12 protein-coding genes are annotated in these 16480 nt (G+C 47.6%); 8 read left to right on the top strand and 4 right to left on the bottom strand.

Features of this window, described 5'->3' with window-relative positions:
- Window positions 1-78 precede the first annotated feature (78 nt).
- A complete protein-coding gene (gene rsmF, locus ACUZ8J_RS11870; protein WP_446694934.1) occupies window positions 79-1524 on the bottom strand; it encodes a 16S rRNA (cytosine(1407)-C(5))-methyltransferase RsmF in 1446 nt (481 codons plus the stop codon).
- Window positions 1525-1670: 146 nt separating this feature from the next.
- On the opposite strand from rsmF, the gene ACUZ8J_RS11865 reads away from it, so the two are divergent.
- Window positions 1671-2897, top strand: a complete 1227-nt coding sequence (locus ACUZ8J_RS11865; protein WP_446693931.1) for a nucleoside recognition domain-containing protein — start codon at window positions 1671-1673, stop codon at window positions 2895-2897.
- Between the two features lie 179 nt (window positions 2898-3076).
- Here ACUZ8J_RS11865 and ACUZ8J_RS11860 read toward each other — a convergent pair whose 3' ends face one another.
- The 3 genes from ACUZ8J_RS11860 to ACUZ8J_RS11850 are packed head-to-tail and all read right to left on the bottom strand — an operon-like array spanning window position 3077 to window position 6954.
- On the bottom strand, window positions 3077-5713 hold the full coding sequence (locus ACUZ8J_RS11860; protein WP_446693930.1) for an MlaD family protein: 2637 nt from the start codon (window positions 5711-5713) through the stop codon (window positions 3077-3079).
- Window positions 5700-6317: a paraquat-inducible protein A gene (locus tag ACUZ8J_RS11855; protein WP_011622444.1), complete on the bottom strand. Its 618-nt coding sequence runs from the start codon at window positions 6315-6317 to the stop codon at window positions 5700-5702. The genes ACUZ8J_RS11860 and ACUZ8J_RS11855 overlap by 14 nt, the downstream gene beginning before the upstream one ends.
- Before the next feature lies 1 nt (window position 6318).
- Window positions 6319-6954: a paraquat-inducible protein A gene (locus ACUZ8J_RS11850; protein WP_086903596.1), complete on the bottom strand. Its 636-nt coding sequence runs from the start codon at window positions 6952-6954 to the stop codon at window positions 6319-6321.
- A 205-nt stretch (window positions 6955-7159) separates the two neighbouring features.
- On the opposite strand from ACUZ8J_RS11850, the gene ACUZ8J_RS11845 reads away from it, so the two are divergent.
- The 7 genes from ACUZ8J_RS11845 (at window position 7160) to ACUZ8J_RS11815 (ending at window position 16473) form a co-directional block, all read left to right on the top strand.
- Window positions 7160-7459, top strand: a complete 300-nt coding sequence (locus tag ACUZ8J_RS11845; RefSeq protein WP_089067972.1) for a YebG family protein — start codon at window positions 7160-7162, stop codon at window positions 7457-7459.
- Between the two features lie 15 nt (window positions 7460-7474).
- On the top strand, window positions 7475-7933 hold the full coding sequence (locus ACUZ8J_RS11840; RefSeq protein ID WP_446693929.1) for a GAF domain-containing protein: 459 nt from the start codon (window positions 7475-7477) through the stop codon (window positions 7931-7933).
- 278 nt (window positions 7934-8211) lie between these two features.
- Entirely contained in the window at window positions 8212-8853 is a 642-nt protein-coding gene (gene proQ / locus ACUZ8J_RS11835; RefSeq protein WP_083757891.1) for an RNA chaperone ProQ, read from the top strand.
- Between the two features lie 28 nt (window positions 8854-8881).
- Entirely contained in the window at window positions 8882-10933 is a 2052-nt protein-coding gene (prc, locus tag ACUZ8J_RS11830) for a carboxy terminal-processing peptidase (RefSeq protein ID WP_446693928.1), read from the top strand.
- Window positions 10934-11016: 83 nt separating this feature from the next.
- Window positions 11017-13566, top strand: a complete 2550-nt coding sequence (gene pepN, locus ACUZ8J_RS11825) for an aminopeptidase N (protein WP_446693927.1) — start codon at window positions 11017-11019, stop codon at window positions 13564-13566.
- Window positions 13567-13876: 310 nt separating this feature from the next.
- Window positions 13877-14095 carry a DUF2835 domain-containing protein gene (locus ACUZ8J_RS11820; protein ID WP_011622451.1) on the top strand — a complete coding sequence of 73 codons (219 nt, stop codon included), beginning with the start codon at window positions 13877-13879 and terminating at the stop codon, window positions 14093-14095.
- 335 nt (window positions 14096-14430) lie between these two features.
- The gene (locus ACUZ8J_RS11815; RefSeq protein ID WP_374919210.1) at window positions 14431-16473 is read left to right on the top strand and encodes a DUF1302 domain-containing protein; all 2043 of its coding nucleotides are present in this window, start codon (window positions 14431-14433) and stop codon (window positions 16471-16473) included.
- Window positions 16474-16480 lie beyond the last annotated feature (7 nt).

The raw sequence follows: 16480 nt of genomic DNA, 5'->3' as shown, positions 1-16480 counted from the left end.
TGAGTTTAGTGTGAGTGACACTTTCTCTATCCCCTTTTTTAGGTTATTTCTCGCTAAAAAATGGTCGATTTATAACCATTATGCCTGCGGTGGTAGCAATAACACTTTATCTTTTACTAAGTCTCTGGGCAGGCTGTTTTTTAATTTATTGCCTAAATGTTTAGCCATGCCTAAGGGCGCGCCGCCATAACAGACAATCACTTCACCTTGAGCCTTGCCAGCCATATCGAGGGGAATATCTCGTCCCATCAAATACTCTTTCGCTTGCTCATCGCTAACGTCGACAACTTTAGCGCCGTTTTTCGCCGCAGTAAGTGATTTTCCCGCAAGCGCAATAATGGCTTCATGACGGACTTTAAAGCCATGTTTACTGTGGTCGGCAAGCTTAACCCCAATCCGCTGAAAGCGCATTTTGCCGATAAAATCTCTAAATTCATGGGGAAAGAGCCAAAACTCATCGTCGCGCACCATAATGAGATCATCGGGCAGTTCGATACCCAGATCATCGGCAAAATAGGCTTGAATGGCTTTGGCTTGTTTGGCACTCGCCTCCGTAAAGGGGAAATTCTTTTGCAATTTAGGCTCAGGTTGCAGGCGCGGCACCGAGCGGGTTTTAGTCAATTTAGCTACAAAAAAGCCTTCACTGTCGTAAATTTGCGGCCAAACGTGCAAAAAGCCTTCTGGCGTAGTGGCTTTTTCGGCGCCATCAAACAGTTGGCTTAAGGATTCAAATTGCACCGCATCGCCATAGGTTTGCTGTAAATATTCGCACACGCCTTGGTTTTCGTGCCGATTAAGGGTGCAAGTGGAATACACCAAACTGCCACCCGGTTTTAACGCCAAAAAGGCGGATTCGATTAACGCTTTTTGGGTTTCGCTAATTTCGAGCACCTCATCGAGGGACCAAGATTTTAACGCGTCCGCATCTTTACGGACTGTGCCTTCACCACCGCAGGGGGCGTCAATCAATACCGCATCAAAACTTTCATACAGATACTCGCCAAATACCCGTCCATCGAAGTGGGTCAGGGCACAGTGACTGGCGCCCATGCGCAGCACATTGGCATGGAGCACTTTGACGCGGCTAGCGGAATATTCATTGGCGACTAATAAGCCTTGATTATTCATTAACGCTGCCATTTGCGTGGTTTTAGAGCCGGGCGCCGAAGCTAAATCTAATACACATTGCCAATCCGCATTTGGGGTAAATAGCGCTGTGGGGGGCAACATGGAGCTGGCTTCTTGGATATAGAACAATCCCTGAATATGCTCTAGGGCGTTGCCGAGCTGCTCTTCTTCATCGTAGCTTATCCAGAAACCATCCTCACACCAGGGAATGGGTTCAAAGGTCCATCCTTTGGGCTGCATTAACTGCTTAAAGTCTTCACTGCTGATCTTTAAGGTGTTGACGCGAATCGAGCGGCGTAGTGGTCTCGAACAGGCCGCGATAAAATCATCCATTGAGAGATGGGCGGGCAGTTCTTGGGCAATAGTATTGATAAAATTTTGATTTAATTGAACCATAACGGGATTAGGCTGTGTATCAACTGCGGCAAGTATATCATAATCCCTTACTGGGCTGGGATTTTCTCCCTTGGCTTTTGCCATCAATAACCGGTTATCACAGCAACATAAAGAAAAAGCATGGATAAAAATAAGGAAGCGGCAGAGTGCTAAATCGGGTGTGGTTAGTGTTTTTCCTCACATCGCTGCTGGCGATGGCGGTACAGCTTTTCAATGGGCATATCGAGGTGCTTGCCAACGCGGTAGAGGCCATGTTTGCTAGCGCTAAACTCGCTGCTGAAATCGCCCTAGGCTTAGTGGGCGTTTTGTCCCTGTGGATGGGATTAATGCGAATTGGTGAAAAGGCTGGCGTTGTTGGGGCGATTGCCTTTGTGTTTGAGCCGCTGCTGCGCCGCTTGATGCCCGAAGTGCCCAAGGGGCACCCCGCATTTGGCAGTATGACGATGAACTTAACGGCCAACGTGTTTGGGCTAGATAATGCAGCAACGCCATTGGGGCTTAAGGCAATGCAGGATTTGCAGAGTCTTAATCCGGTCAAAACCGTCGCGACCAATGCGCAAATTCTATTTTTAGTGCTTAATACCTCCTCGGTGACCTTAGTTCCTGTCACAGTGTTTTTGTACCGTGCCCAGCAGGGCGCCGCCGCACCTGCGGACATATTTTTACCGATTCTGCTCGCCACATCAGCCTCAACCTTAGCGGGGCTTCTGATCGTCGCTGTTGTGCAGCGGCTTTCACTGTTCAATGCCGTGGTGCTCGGATATGGCGCAGTGCTGCTGTCGGCATTAGTCGCCAGTGGTTTTTATTTGATGACCTTAACCGCAGATGCGATTGGCACAGTGTCAACCGCCTTAGGCAACGGGGTATTGTTACTGTTAGTCTTCAGTTTTGTGCTGGTGGCGGGCGTGCGAAAAGTGGCGATTTATGATGAGTTTATCGAAGGCGCCAAGGCGGGGTTTAACCAATCGATTCAACTGATCCCGTATCTGTTAGCCATGCTGCTGGCGATTGGCCTACTCAGGGCATCGGGCGCCTTGGATTACCTGCTGCAACTAATTGCCAGTGGCGTGAGTCTTTTGAGGTTTGATACCCGTTTTGTTGATGCAATGCCAACCGCATTAATGAAGCCTTTTAGCGGTTCGGGCGCGCGGGCTATGATGCTCGAAACCATGGCGCACCATGGTGTGGACTCCTTTGCGGGGCGCTTGGCGGCGATTTTCCAAGGGAGTACTGAAACAACTTTCTATGTGCTGGCAGTTTACTTTGGCTCTGTTGGGATCCGTCACGGGCGTCATGCGCTCGCCTGTGGTTTAACAGCCGACTTTGCAGGGATCTGCGCCGCGATTGCGGTCTGTTATTGGTTCTATGGCTAAGGATGAGATGGCGAAAGGGTGATTGATAGCGATGCAAACAGTCGCTTTTAGCAGGTAAAAATCAGGCGCATTAGATCCGCTCTAATGCGCCTGATTATTAAATGATACCGAGTGCTTTTACCTTGTTATCTTGCTGGTAAAGAGCATCGGCGTAGCAGTGCCTCGCTTCAGGGCTTTAGTTACTGGGCTGGAGCCCATTCTTGCCATTCGCTCTGGGCCTTGTGTTGCAACTTAATCACAGCACCTTGGCTTAAGCGATTAGCTGCTTGCGTCGTTTCCTTAGTAGCGACATTAATGCCGCCCGCTAATAGGGTTTCGAGCGAGCCGGCTTCAATTTGCGCACCAGAGAAAATCCCCACATCGACTTTAATGCCCGAAGCGTCCCAGAACAGGCTGCTCTGATTCACTAAGTGACTGTACTGCGGCTCAATATGTGCTTGCATTAGCACACTGTTGCCTTGAGACGACAGGCTGTAACCATCGATTTGGCCGACTTTAATGCCACGGAAGAAGATTGGCGTGCCGACTTTCATCGAGCCAAGGTTGCTATCTTCTAAGGTAAACTTAAGCGCATCTTCGGCCACGTTGGCATAGCTGCTCTCAACCAATTTGGCCTGGAATTGACTCGCCTTTTGGTTGCTCTTACCCGGTAACACACCAATATAAGGCCCAGTGATTAAGGTTTCTGGCGCTTTGATCCCCGCTAAGGAGATTTGCGCATCAACAATATGGTACTCAGTATCACTGCGGCTGAAGTGCTCGGCATAGTCGCCATAAAGATAGGCGGTGGCCGTGAGAGTGGCTAAGTCGGCATTGAGCTTAACTTGCGTCACTTCACCCACTTGATGACCTTGATAACGAATGGCGGCCTTGGCAGCCAATTTCGCCGAAGCGGGTAAGGTGAGTTTGATGGCTTGAGCCTGCGCTAAGGCGAGCTGTTTGCTTTCGTATAGTTTAAGTGTTGCATTAGGCTCACTCGTTGAACTATCCAACAAACCTAAGCTGATGCTGCCCTTTAACGCACCCTGAAGTGGCGCGACGGCGACATCAATACCCGCAAGACTGGCGCTGACATCCACGGCACTATTACGCCAAAACACTTTAGGTTTTTGCACTAGGGGTTGGAACTGTTTATCGATAGCGATTTTAATCGCAAAGTCTTCGGTTTTACTCTGCCAATTGACCGACTCCACACTGCCGATTTGCATTTTTTTATAGTAAATCGGTGAGCCTTGGCTGACATCGGCGCCATCCACGCTGGTCAGGGTAAAGTACAGACGTTGCTGCCGAGCAAAAAACTGTTTTGCTCCATCCATTGAGCTAAAGAGTGACAGGCGAGTATTTGCCGCAAGCGGTGTGTCGCTGCTTCCTGGGATAAGACTTACAGCCCCTTTGGTGAGGGTCGCCATATCGCGGGTTTTCACCGACACTCCATCGAGTGAGGCATCGATACTCAGCGCCGACTCGGGGATAAAATAGCTATCACTGCGAACTAAGCTGGCAAACTCAGGCTGCAGCTCGAGTTGATATTCGACGGCCGACAGATCTTTGGTTAATTTCACCGCAAGCACCTGACCGATAGGCAGCTGCTTGTAACGCACTTCAGCACCTGCGGTGAGGCCCATGTTTTCAGTTGAGGTGATAGTGAGCTGACGTTTCTTGGCCTTCAATAGATCCGGCGCCGTTTCTTGCAGGGCAAAACTGCTTGGCAGCGCCGTATTGGCATTGGTGCCGGGTAAAAAGTTAATCACGCTTCCCGTGAGTAAACGCTCGGGGTTTTTGATCCCAGAGAGCGAAATATCGGCGCCTTCAAGCCAAAACAGTCCGTCACTGGTTAATAGGTTGGCGTATTCAGGCTCAAATTTTGCCACCGCAGTCACGCCGGTTGCGGTGAGTTGTTTGCTCTGCAGAGTACCAATGGTGATGCCGCGATACACAATGCGAGTGCCTTTATCAATCGCGTTGCCATCGTTCATGGTCAGGCTCACTTCAATTCCACCAAGGGCGCTGGTTTCGGAATCATAGAGGGCAAAACTGTCACCATTTTGTGCCGCAGGTGCCTTATCATCGGAGCTGAAACTCACGCCGCCCGCCAGAATGGAAGCTAAGCTCTCAGTGTTGACTTTTATGCCCGCTAAACTGGCGTCGACTTTCACGCCGGAAACGTTCCAAAAGTGAGAGTTTTTCTTCACTAAACGCGCATATTGCTCTTGGATAAAGGCGCTGATAATGACTCTGGCGTTGCCGTCTAAACGATAGCTGACCACGCTGCCGACAGGGATCTGACGAAAGAACACTGGTGAACCCACGTCTAACGAGCCGAGTTTATCGGCCGTCAGTTCAATCATTACCCCTTCTGAGCCCACCTGCATCGGTGGTGGTTGACGCTCAGCCTCAAAGAAGGTGGCGGCATTGCCTTTACCGGGTTGAATCGCGATATAGTTACCCGAAAACAGCGCATCTAAGCCTTCAACACCCGTGATGCTCGCTTTTGGGGTGACTAACCAAAAGAGGGTTTCTTTATTTAAGAAAGGCTTAGCGCGATAGTCCATCATGACTTTGACGTTTACGCCCTTAAGATCCTCATCGATACCAATGTCTTTTACCTTACCGACAGTAAGACCTTGGTATTTGACTAAGGTTTTGCCCACATCGATCCCCGTGGCACTGGGGAAGTGGATCTGAATTTCAATGCCCGATTCTTTGATGCTCTTAATGCCCAGCCATGCGCCGAGTGCGAGCGCCACTATCGGGAGCAGCCAAATCGGCGAAAAGAGTTTTTTCTTCACAACTTTTGGCGATTCAATTTGTGTCATCTTGAGGTTCCAATCGATCCCAGAGTAAACGAGTGTCTAAAACTTTTGCGGCAAGTTGAGTCAGTAAAATCACCAATGCAAACGCCGTGGCCGCAGGTGCAGGCTTTGCATCGAGTAATTGCCCCATATTGACGAGGGCAACCGTTAAGGAGATCACAAACAAATCGAGCATTGACCAGCGGCCAATCCACTCAATCACATGAAATCCCACCATGAGTTTCTTTTTCGAAATCGGCAGATTAAAACTGATGGCACAGAGGTAAGTGGCCAAACCGATAATTTTCACCCAAGGCACTAAAATACTGGCAATAAATACAATAATAGCGATGGGCAACATATCCGAATGCACTAAATGGATAATCCCCGAAAAAATCGTATCGTGGCGCACTTGCCCCTGATTGGTGAGCATTGTAATAGGGTAGAGGTTGGCAGGAACCAACAAAATGGCGGCGGTGATCAGCAGCGCCCAACTTTTTTGTAAGCTGCTGTGATCACGGACATGGAGCTCGGCTTCGCAGCGGCTGCAGTGGCTATTGTCACTGCTATTGAGCTGCCTGCACACTCGGCACAGGCACAGGCCTAAGTCTTTTCCCTGTTGCTGCATCTTAGTGTCGCTCCTGCATGAGAAGACTCCACATATGCTCAATATCGTATTCACGCTGCAAGAACAGGGTGACTAAAAAAAGCATGGTGAAGCAGAAGGTGCCCATACCGAAGTAAATATCCGAAAAATCAGATAACTGAAATGATGACACCAAAAAGCTAATCACATAAATCTCCAGCATGGTGAGCTGGGATAGTAGCCCTTGCAGCTTTAACAACTGTTTGAGGCTGCGACGCCAAAATGGACTGCCAAGTCCCCATTTGACGATCAAAATCTGACTAAGAATCGACAGGATCAACAATCCCGGGCCAATCACGGCGGCGGCGAGCACGGCTAATCCCACGACCCAATAACCTTGGTCGAACACCGCAAAGGCGCCCTGAAACACTGTAGTGGTGCGAATGCTACCCAAAAAGTGGATTTCGAGTACTGGGAAAAAATTGGCGGGGAAATAGAACACCAGCGCGGTAATACACAGCGCTAACATGCCGTTTACCGAGCAGTATGGTGTGTCATAAAGTGCGGTGCTGCAGCGCGGGCATAACGCCCTAACACCCGTAGGTAAGGCGCGCTTTCGAACGGCTAAGTCGCAGGAACGACAGAGGATTACAGAGTTTTCTGCTGTATTTTCATGCATATAAAAATATTAAATTAGCCCCAAAGCCATTGAGAGAGCAAATAATCCGCAATAAAACCATATTACAGGGTGAGATAGCACATTGCTTGACCCATCTCGACAACGAAAAGCGTACTCATAATACCAGAATAATCAGAATACTTGCATCACTAGTTCACTTTATGTCATCCTGATTACTGTATATAAAAACAGTGCGAGGGCAGTCATGGCAGTTATTACACAGTTTGTCGTGGTAAGAGAAGGGGTGGAGAAGATGACATTTACATCGAAAAAGGAGGCTGACGCCTACGATAAGATGCTCGACATCGCCGATAACCTCATTCCATTTATTCAAAAAGCGCAGCTCGGAATTGATGAAACCGTGAGCGAACAGCTCGCATTCTATTTTGCTAACAATAAAGATGAGCTGACAAACTTGCTTAAAGGCGTGGTTCAAGTTAATAGTACGCCATCAAAACAAAATGCAGCGAAAAAAGCGCCTAAGAAGGACGATGCTGCCGAATAATTTTTTAGGAAGTCTATGAAACCGCAATTTTATGAGTCACTGAATCGTCAAGCGCTGGCCTTACTCGAGGGCGAGGATGATTTAGTGGCTGCCATGGCTAACTTTTCTGCTTTGCTAAACGATAACCTAACCGAATTGAACTGGGTGGGTTTTTACGTGATGCGTGGCGAACAGCTGGTGTTGGGTCCTTTCCAAGGTAAAGTGGCCTGTACCCGTATTCCAATGGGTAAGGGCGTGTGCGGCACCGCCGCGCAAACCAATCAGACGCAGCGCGTCGCCGATGTGCATCAATTTGATGGTCATATCGCCTGCGATTCAGCCAGTAATTCTGAAATTGTTATCCCAGTCCGCGCCGATGGTAAGGTTGTGGCCGTGCTGGATATCGATAGTCCTATTTTTGACCGCTTCGATGAAGCAGACCAAAAGGGCTTGGAATTATTGGTAAAAAGCTTCGAAAACTGCCTATTTGCTTAATTTGCGTACAATAACGCATAATTCATAGTCGCAATCGGTGGCGTGCGCCTTATAATAGCGCATGCACTGATAAGGCTTATTTTGAGCACAGCCGAAATAAGCCTGATAGGTTCAGCCGTGAAAAATTGTTAACTTATATTTTTTAACTTTAGTTAACTCGGCGAGAATGCTAATTTGTACTTTGGCTCATATGTGAGCTTAACCAAGATAAACGACTCGTAAGAAGCTGATTTTTATCACCTCGGATTCGATGTCCCTTTTTAACTGTGGAAGTAATGATGGAATCAACAGATAAGTTGACCGACACCAACGCAATTTTGGCGTATTTGTATGAAACATTTCCTTTGTGCTTTATTGCTGAAGGTGAAACTAAGCCATTAAAAATCGGATTGTTTCAAGATTTGGCTGAAAGGTTGGCTGATGATTCTAAAGTCAGTAAAACTCAACTGCGAGTTGCCTTAAGACGCTACACCAGCAGCTGGCGCTACCTGAAATCGGTAAAAGCCGGTGCACAGCGTGTGGATCTTGATGGTCAGCCATGCGGTGAGTTAGAGCAAGAGCATATCGATCATGCTCAAGCGATGTTGAAAGAAAGCCAAGATAAAGCAAAAGCTAAGCGTGCAGCTCAAGCACCAAAAGCCGCGCCTGCGGGTAAAGCGCCTGCGAAGAAAGCCCCTAAGAAAGTTGCCGTGCCAGCACGCAAGACTGAGCGCCCAGCAAAAGCTGCACCTAAGGCAGAGCCTGCTGTTAACTTAGTTCAAGCGCAATTGACCGATTTAGCGAAGAAGCAACGTGTTAATGTTAAGTTAGGGATGACGCCAGTAGCCGGCGTGATCACCGACATTAACAAAGAGGACATTCATGTTCAGCTAGATAGCGGCTTAACGGTAAAAGTGAAAGCGGAACATATCCTGCTGTAATCATTTAATCAAACGGAGTAACTTGTTGATGCGAAAACTCACTTTGGCTACATCCATTGCCACTGTTTTTGTCGGATTCTCGGCTTGGGCTGTCCCCCCTACGATTCAAATCAGCGAGTTACCCACTCTCAAGCAGGAAGCGCAGCATAAAGTGGCGAGTAAGCGAGTGACGGATTTATACACTCGTTCCCACTATCATAGATTTGCATTAGATGATGCGTTTTCTGCTCAGATTTTTGACCGCTACCTGCAGCAACTCGACTACCGTCGTAATGTGCTGACGCAAGCCGATGTCGACAGCTTCAAACCTTACGTTAATCAGTTTGACGATATGCTGAGCTCGGGTGAACTCGAGCCTGCTTATAAGATGTTTGATTTGGTTCAGAAACGTCGCTACGAAGGTTTTGTATACGCACTCTCTCTGCTCGACAAAGAGATGGACTTTACCGTTCCGGGTGATGCCTACGAATACGATAGAGAAGATGTTGCTTGGCCAAAAGATCAAGCCGAGATCAACGAGTTATGGCGTCAACGTGTTAAATACGATGCGCTGAATATGAAACTCACTGGCAAGAAATGGCCTGAAATCGTTGATATTCTGCAAAAACGCTACAACAACGCCATCAAGCGTCTGACCCAGACCAATAGCGAAGATGTGTTCCAAGCGGTGATGAATGCCTTCTCCCGTAGCATCGAGCCACATACTAGCTATTTATCGCCCCGTAATGCGGAACGTTTCCAAATGGAAATGAACTTAAGCCTCGAGGGGATTGGTGCGCAGTTACAGCTTGAAGACGATTACACTGTCATCAAGAGCTTGATTGCAGGCGGTCCTGCGGCCAGCAGTGAAAAACTGTCGCCTGAAGATAAGATCGTCGGTGTCGGCCAAGAAGGCGGTGAGATTGTTGATGTGATCGGCTGGCGATTAGACGATGTGGTCGATCTGATCAAAGGGCCTAAGGGCAGTAAAGTCGTATTACAGATTTTACCTAAGAAGGGCGGCTCTAACGCTAAGCCGTTTAATCTGACCTTAGTGCGCGACAAAATTCGTTTAGAAGACCGTGCCGCGACCTCAAAGATCATCGAGCCAAAAGACGGTGAATACGCCAACCGTAAAGTGGGTGTGATTCAAATTCCTGGTTTCTATATGAATTTATCCCAGGACGTTGAAAAAGAATTAGTGAAGTTAAACGAAGCCAAGGTTGAAGGCGTCGTCATCGACTTACGTGGTAATGGCGGCGGTGCGTTGACCGAAGCCGTGTTACTGACGGGACTCTTTATCGATATGGGCCCTGTGGTGCAAGTGCGGGACGCCGATGGTCGAGTGTCTGCCCACCGTGATAACGATGGCAAGACGACCTACGCTGGCCCGTTAACCATTATGGTTGACCGTTACAGTGCATCAGCTTCGGAAATTTTTGCCGCCGCGTTGCAAGATTACGACCGTGCGCTGATTGTCGGTGAGTCAAGCTTTGGTAAAGGCACTGTGCAGCAGCATAAGAGCCTTGGTCGAATCTACGATATGTATGAGAAGCCGATTGGCCACGTGCAGTACACGATCCAGAAGTTCTACCGTATCAACGGTGGTAGCACTCAGCTCAAAGGCGTAACCCCGAACATTGCTTACCCAAGTGCGTTAGAGCCGGGTGAATACGGTGAAGCGGAAGAGAAGAATGCTTTACCTTGGGACAAAGTGCCAATGGCGCAATACGGCACCCTAAACGACATCACCCCTGAGTTGGTGGCGAGTTTAGATAAAAAGCACCTTGCCCGTATTCAGAACAATGTCGAGTTTAACTATATCAATCAAGATATTGCCGACTTTAAAAAGCATCATAAAGAGAAAACTGTCTCCTTAGTTGAAAGTGAGCGCATTGCCTCGCGTGAAGCCGATGAGAAGAAAGTACTCGATAGAACCAACGAGCGTCGTGTTGCCCATGGTTTAGCCGCGGTTAAATCGATGGAAGACATTAAAGACAAAGACGACATTGAAGCACCAGATGCCTTCTTAGACGAAACGGCCTATATCACCTTAGATATGGCGGATGCAAAAAAGCTGGCTAACGCTGGCACTAAATAGGCGGTTATTGCGCCTGTTTACCGTATCTTAAAACGCGCTTATGGCGCGTTTTTCTTATTTAGAACAGTGTTAAAGGGAACGACATGACACAAGCACAAGCAAAATACCTTAAAGATTATCAAGCTCCCCAGTTCACGATCGAAACCATTGATTTAGATTTTAATCTCGATGGTAAAAACACCCTGGTTAAAGCCGTTAGCAAAGTCAAACGCACTTCATCTCACACCAATCCCTTAGTGCTCGATGGTGAAAGTTTGACCTTAGTGAGTGTGGCCATTAATGGACAAGCGGCGACGTATCACGCGAGTGAAGGGCAGTTGTCCATCGAGACATCGCTGAATGAATTTGAGTTGACCATCATCACCCAACTCGATCCTGAGGCTAACTCAAGCCTCGAAGGGCTCTATATGTCCGACGGCGCCTACTGTACTCAGTGCGAAGCCGAAGGCTTTAGACGCATCACGTATTTTCTCGATCGCCCCGATGTGTTAGCCAAATACACAGTGCGAATCGAAGCCGATAAGCTGGCGTTTCCGTTCTTGCTTAGCAACGGTAACTTGATTGAGAAAGGCGAGCTCGATGATGGCCGTCATTACGTGCGCTGGCAAGATCCCTTCCCAAAACCTGCCTATCTGTTTGCCTTAGTCGCTGGCGATTTCGATCTGTTGCAGGATGAGTTTATCACCCGCAGTCATCGCAAAGTGGTACTGCAGGTGTTTGTCGATAAAGGTAATTTACACAAAGCGCACCATGCAATGGCGTCCCTGAAAAAGTCTATGGCCTGGGATGAATCTCGTTTTGACTTAGAGTACGACTTAGATATCTACATGATAGTCGCGGTCGACTTTTTCAATATGGGGGCGATGGAAAACAAAGGCTTAAACATCTTCAACACCAAGTATGTGTTAGCAGATACCTTGACCGCAACCGACGAGGATTACCACGGCATTGAATCTGTGGTCGGCCATGAGTACTTCCATAACTGGACGGGTAACCGCGTGACTTGCCGTGACTGGTTCCAATTAAGCCTTAAGGAAGGCTTGACAGTGTTTCGCGATCAGGAGTTTAGTTCGGATTTAGGCTCTCGTGCTGTGAACCGAATTCACGCGATTAAAGTCATCAAAAACCAGCAGTTTGCTGAAGACTCAGGCCCAATGGCGCATCCGATCCGCCCCGAGTCTGTGATTGAGATGAATAATTTTTATACTGTTACTGTATATAACAAGGGCGCTGAAGTTATTCGCATGATGCACACCCTGCTGGGTGAAGCCCATTTCCAAGCGGGGATGAAGTTATACTTCAAACGTCACGATGGCCAAGCCGTGACTTGCGATGATTTTGTCGCGGCGATGGAAGATGCCAGTGGTATCGATTTAACGCAATTCCGTCTCTGGTATAGCCAAGCGGGTACGCCAATTGTCACCGCAAGCGACAGTTTTGACGCTGAGGCTGGGACTTACCAGTTAACCCTCAAACAAACGTTAGCTGGTTGTGCTTCACCTTTGCATATTCCCTTTAGCTTAGAGCTGTTAGATGAAAAAGGGCAGTCACTAGTAAATCAAGTGCTTGATTTTACTAAAGCAGAGCAAGTATTTACATTTGAAGGTATGCGCCATAAACCCGTGGCATCTTTACTACAGGATTTCTCTGCACCGGTTAAATTGCATTATCCCTTTGAAATCGATCAGCTTGTTCATTTGATGCGCTTTGCCTCGAGTGAAGTGGCGCGTTGGGAAGCGTCGGTGGCGCTCGTGAGCCAAGCGATTTGGCAAAATGTGGCGCATTTGCAGCAACATCACACCATGACTTTAGATGAGCGAGTGAAGGACAGCTTTAAAGGCGCCTTACTCGATGAGCAGTTAGATCAGGCGCTGATGGCGGAAATGTTAGCCATACCATCGGCCTCTGCTTTGATTGAGCAAACCGACACGGTCGATTTAGATGCCTTAGCCCTAGCCCGTGAATTTGTGCTCACAGAGCTTGCCGCCTATTGTGAAGATGAATTAACGGCGCTGTATCGCTCATTGGTAAACCGTGATTGCACAAAAGCGCGAGCGCTGAAAAACCAATGTCTTAACTGGTTGAGCCGAGTCAGTAGCGAGGCCGAAAGCTTTGTGGTTGAGCAGTTTGATAAGGCTGCCAATATGACCGACTCACTTGGCGCATTAAGTGCAGCGAATGTTGGCTCGTTACCTTGCCGCGAACATTTGATGGCAATGTTTGAAGCCCGCTGGCGCGATACGCCGCTGGTGATGGACAAATGGTTCATGCTGCAGGCGACCCATGATGTGGAAGGGGTGATTGATAGTTTGCGTCAATTACAACAACACGCGAGCTTTAGCATGAGCAATCCTAACCGCGTGCGTTCACTGATTGGCAGCTTTGCTGCCGGAAATATTTATCAATTCCACCGCGCCGATGGCAAAGGTTACGAGTTTTTAACTGAATGTCTTATCAGCTTAAATAAACTCAACCCGCAGGTTGCGGCGCGTATGGTGACGCCACTCATCCAATTTAGTAAGTTTGATGAGGCGCGCCAAGTCAAGATCAAGGCTTGTTTAACGCGATTGTTGGCGCTGCCTGAACTGTCGAAAGATTTATTCGAGAAAGTATCTAAGGCATTAGCACAGTAGCTATGAAGAGGGCAGCATTATGCTGCCCTCATTCTTCCAAGCAGTAATGAGCAGTTAGGGCTAAATTGAAGGCTAGGCGCCCTAGTTATACTATTTAACGAGTTAAGTTAAATCTAAGGTATGACGCTTTATACTATTGAATATGATGGCCTTTTGATGAGGGTATTAGCGTGTTACATTGCCCCTGTGAGGCCGATAATTCAAGGCAATAGCTCTGTTTCTACGACATGCTGTTTGTTGGTCCAACAGCTGTAATTGGCCCGTCGTAAATAGCCACTACCAGTTTTATGCCGATTATTTGAGTTTTAATATGGAATTGTATTTTAAGCTAAATCTAAGTTATCGAGAGTTTTTACCTTACTATCAAGGCATTGCCGATAAGGTTGAAGTGCGTGAGCGTCAGGGGCGGATCCTGTGGATTAATGGCCGACATTTTAGGCGTTTTTTAACCGATAACGGTATTCATGGACAGTTCAAACTGGTGCTCGATGATAAAGGGCAATTTGTGTCGCTAGAGCAGTTAGCCTAATAAATTGTTGATTTTTACTTAGAGTAATTACTTTAAACGGTCGACTAATTACAATCACGGAAATATGATATTTTCTTTGTGATTATGTTAATGAAATATAAAGTTTTTTGCATGGTTCTTCCCACGCTTTTCAATCTTCTGCTTTTCTAATTTAAATCCCATCCCTGTAGTAGATGACATAAATGTGTCTACGTGCTTAATTCTTTAGAAAATTTTCTCTAACTGTGCCTTGCTCATGGGGATTAATTGCTGTAACAATGATGTTACCTGTGAGCTAACAAGATGTTGGTTGTAATTCCAAGAACAAAGAATCCAGCAGGGTACGGAGAGCTAAAATGAAAATTGTTAAAAAAAGTTTTAACAAGTCGGCGCTTGCTTTGGGGGTGGCGTCGGCATTGAGTTTATTGATGGTGTCGAATGTTAATGCGGTTGCGTTCGATTGGGGGGAGATACAAGGGACTTTTGACTCGACTTGGACTGCTGGTGCCAGTTGGCGTGTAGGGGAGCGCGATTGGGATGGACAAATTGGTAAGGTAAACCAGCCACAGTTTGATTGGTCAAACTACACTGCATTTGGCAATACCAAATACACATCTGCTGAGATTTGGGCACAACCAGGTTCTTATTCTAGCAACAACGATTTGAGTAATTTACTTTATTCTCAAGGTGATACTACATCCGAAATCGTTAAAGGATTACACGAGTTATCCCTTAAATATGAGAACTATGGTCTATTCGTTCGTGGCATGTATTTCTACGATCGTAAGCTAAACGATGGTAACTACGACTACAATGACCCGTTAACCGGGAAAGAATACGATCCTTGCCGCGACAGTAAAGCGTCTGAAGTGCAATGTAAGGACATCCGTCTGCTGGATGCCTTCGTCTACGCGAATTTTGATTTAAACGATGGTGCTAACCCGCTTTCTATCCGTGTCGGTAACCAAGTGGTTTCTTGGGGTGAAAGTACGCTGATCGCCCACGGTATTGGTGAAATCAACCCGGTCGATTTGAACATCCTGAACGCGCCAGGCGCGGAACTCAAAGAAGCCTTCCGTCCTCAGGGTATGGTGTGGGCCTCATTGGGGATCACCGAAAACCTATCGGTAGAAGGATTCTATCAATATGATTGGGAACCCGTTTGGATCCCAACCCCTGGTTCGATTTTTGCGACTAACGATTTCGCTGGTTACGGTGGTTATAACCAGAACGCGCAGTTAGGCTTTAACGCTAACCCAGACATCAATTTAGATTTCTTAACGCAGGAATATCAGAAACTGGCTGGGATGATCGCCAGTGGTCAAACTATTCCTACACAGCAATTGGTAGCGATGGCACTGGCTTATCCAACTAAAGTGACGTTAGTGCAAGATGAGCAAGCACCAAGCAACGGTGGCCAATATGGTATCAAGCTAGGTTATTACGCCCCTGAGTTAGGCGATACCGAGTTTGGTTTCTACTTTATGAACTACCACAGCCGTCGTCCGCTGATCAGCGGTACTGCTGCCGACTTTAGCACAGGCGCTCTGTTGTCAGATCTTGCGGTACTGGGTCAAAACGCGGGAGATATTAACCGCGAATTGCTGCTCAGCTTAAAGAGCTTCTCTAAGGCGCAAATTGTTTACCCTGAAGACATTAAACTCTATGGCTTCAGCTTTAACACCTCATTGGGCGATACCTCAGTCGGTGCTGAAATCGCTCACCGCCAAGACGAACCGCTGCAAATCGATGACGTAGAACTGCTGTTTGCGGGTATGCCACAACAGTTAGCCAACGCGGGCATTCGTCCCGATTTCGACGGCATTTCACAGATTGATGGCGTACAACCTGGCGAAACCGTTGACGGTTTTATTCGCCTCGATACCACTCAAGCGCAAGTCACCTTTACTCACTTATTCGGTCCTACCTTGGGATTGGATAACCTGACGATGTTGGCTGAAGTCGGTGGGGTATGGATCCACGATATGCCAGGTTTTGATGAACTGCGTCTTAATGGCCCAGGTACCGCACGTTCGGGCGGTAATCCCGATATGCCAGGCATCATCCAAGCGCTCCATAATGGTCCAGAAACCAACCCATTCCCAACGGATTTTGCTTGGGGATACCGTCTGGTGGCTAAAGCGGACTTTAACAACTTGTTTGCGGGCGTGAACATGTCTCCTCGGTTGATTTTCTCACACGATGTAGACGGTATAACGCCTGATCCTATGTTCCTCTTTACCGAAGGACGTAAGTCAGTCGCTTTGGGTCTGAACTTTGAGTACCAAAACCGTTGGGGCGCAGACTTATCCTACAACAACTTCTTTGGCGGTGTAGGAACAACCAACGCGATGTCAGATCGTGATTATATTTCTTTCAATATCAAGTATTCGATCTAAAGGACTA

It is taken from the genome of Shewanella sp. Koi 1 (assembly GCF_052907445.1).
This window is presented reverse-complemented; position numbering and strand designations above follow the sequence as displayed.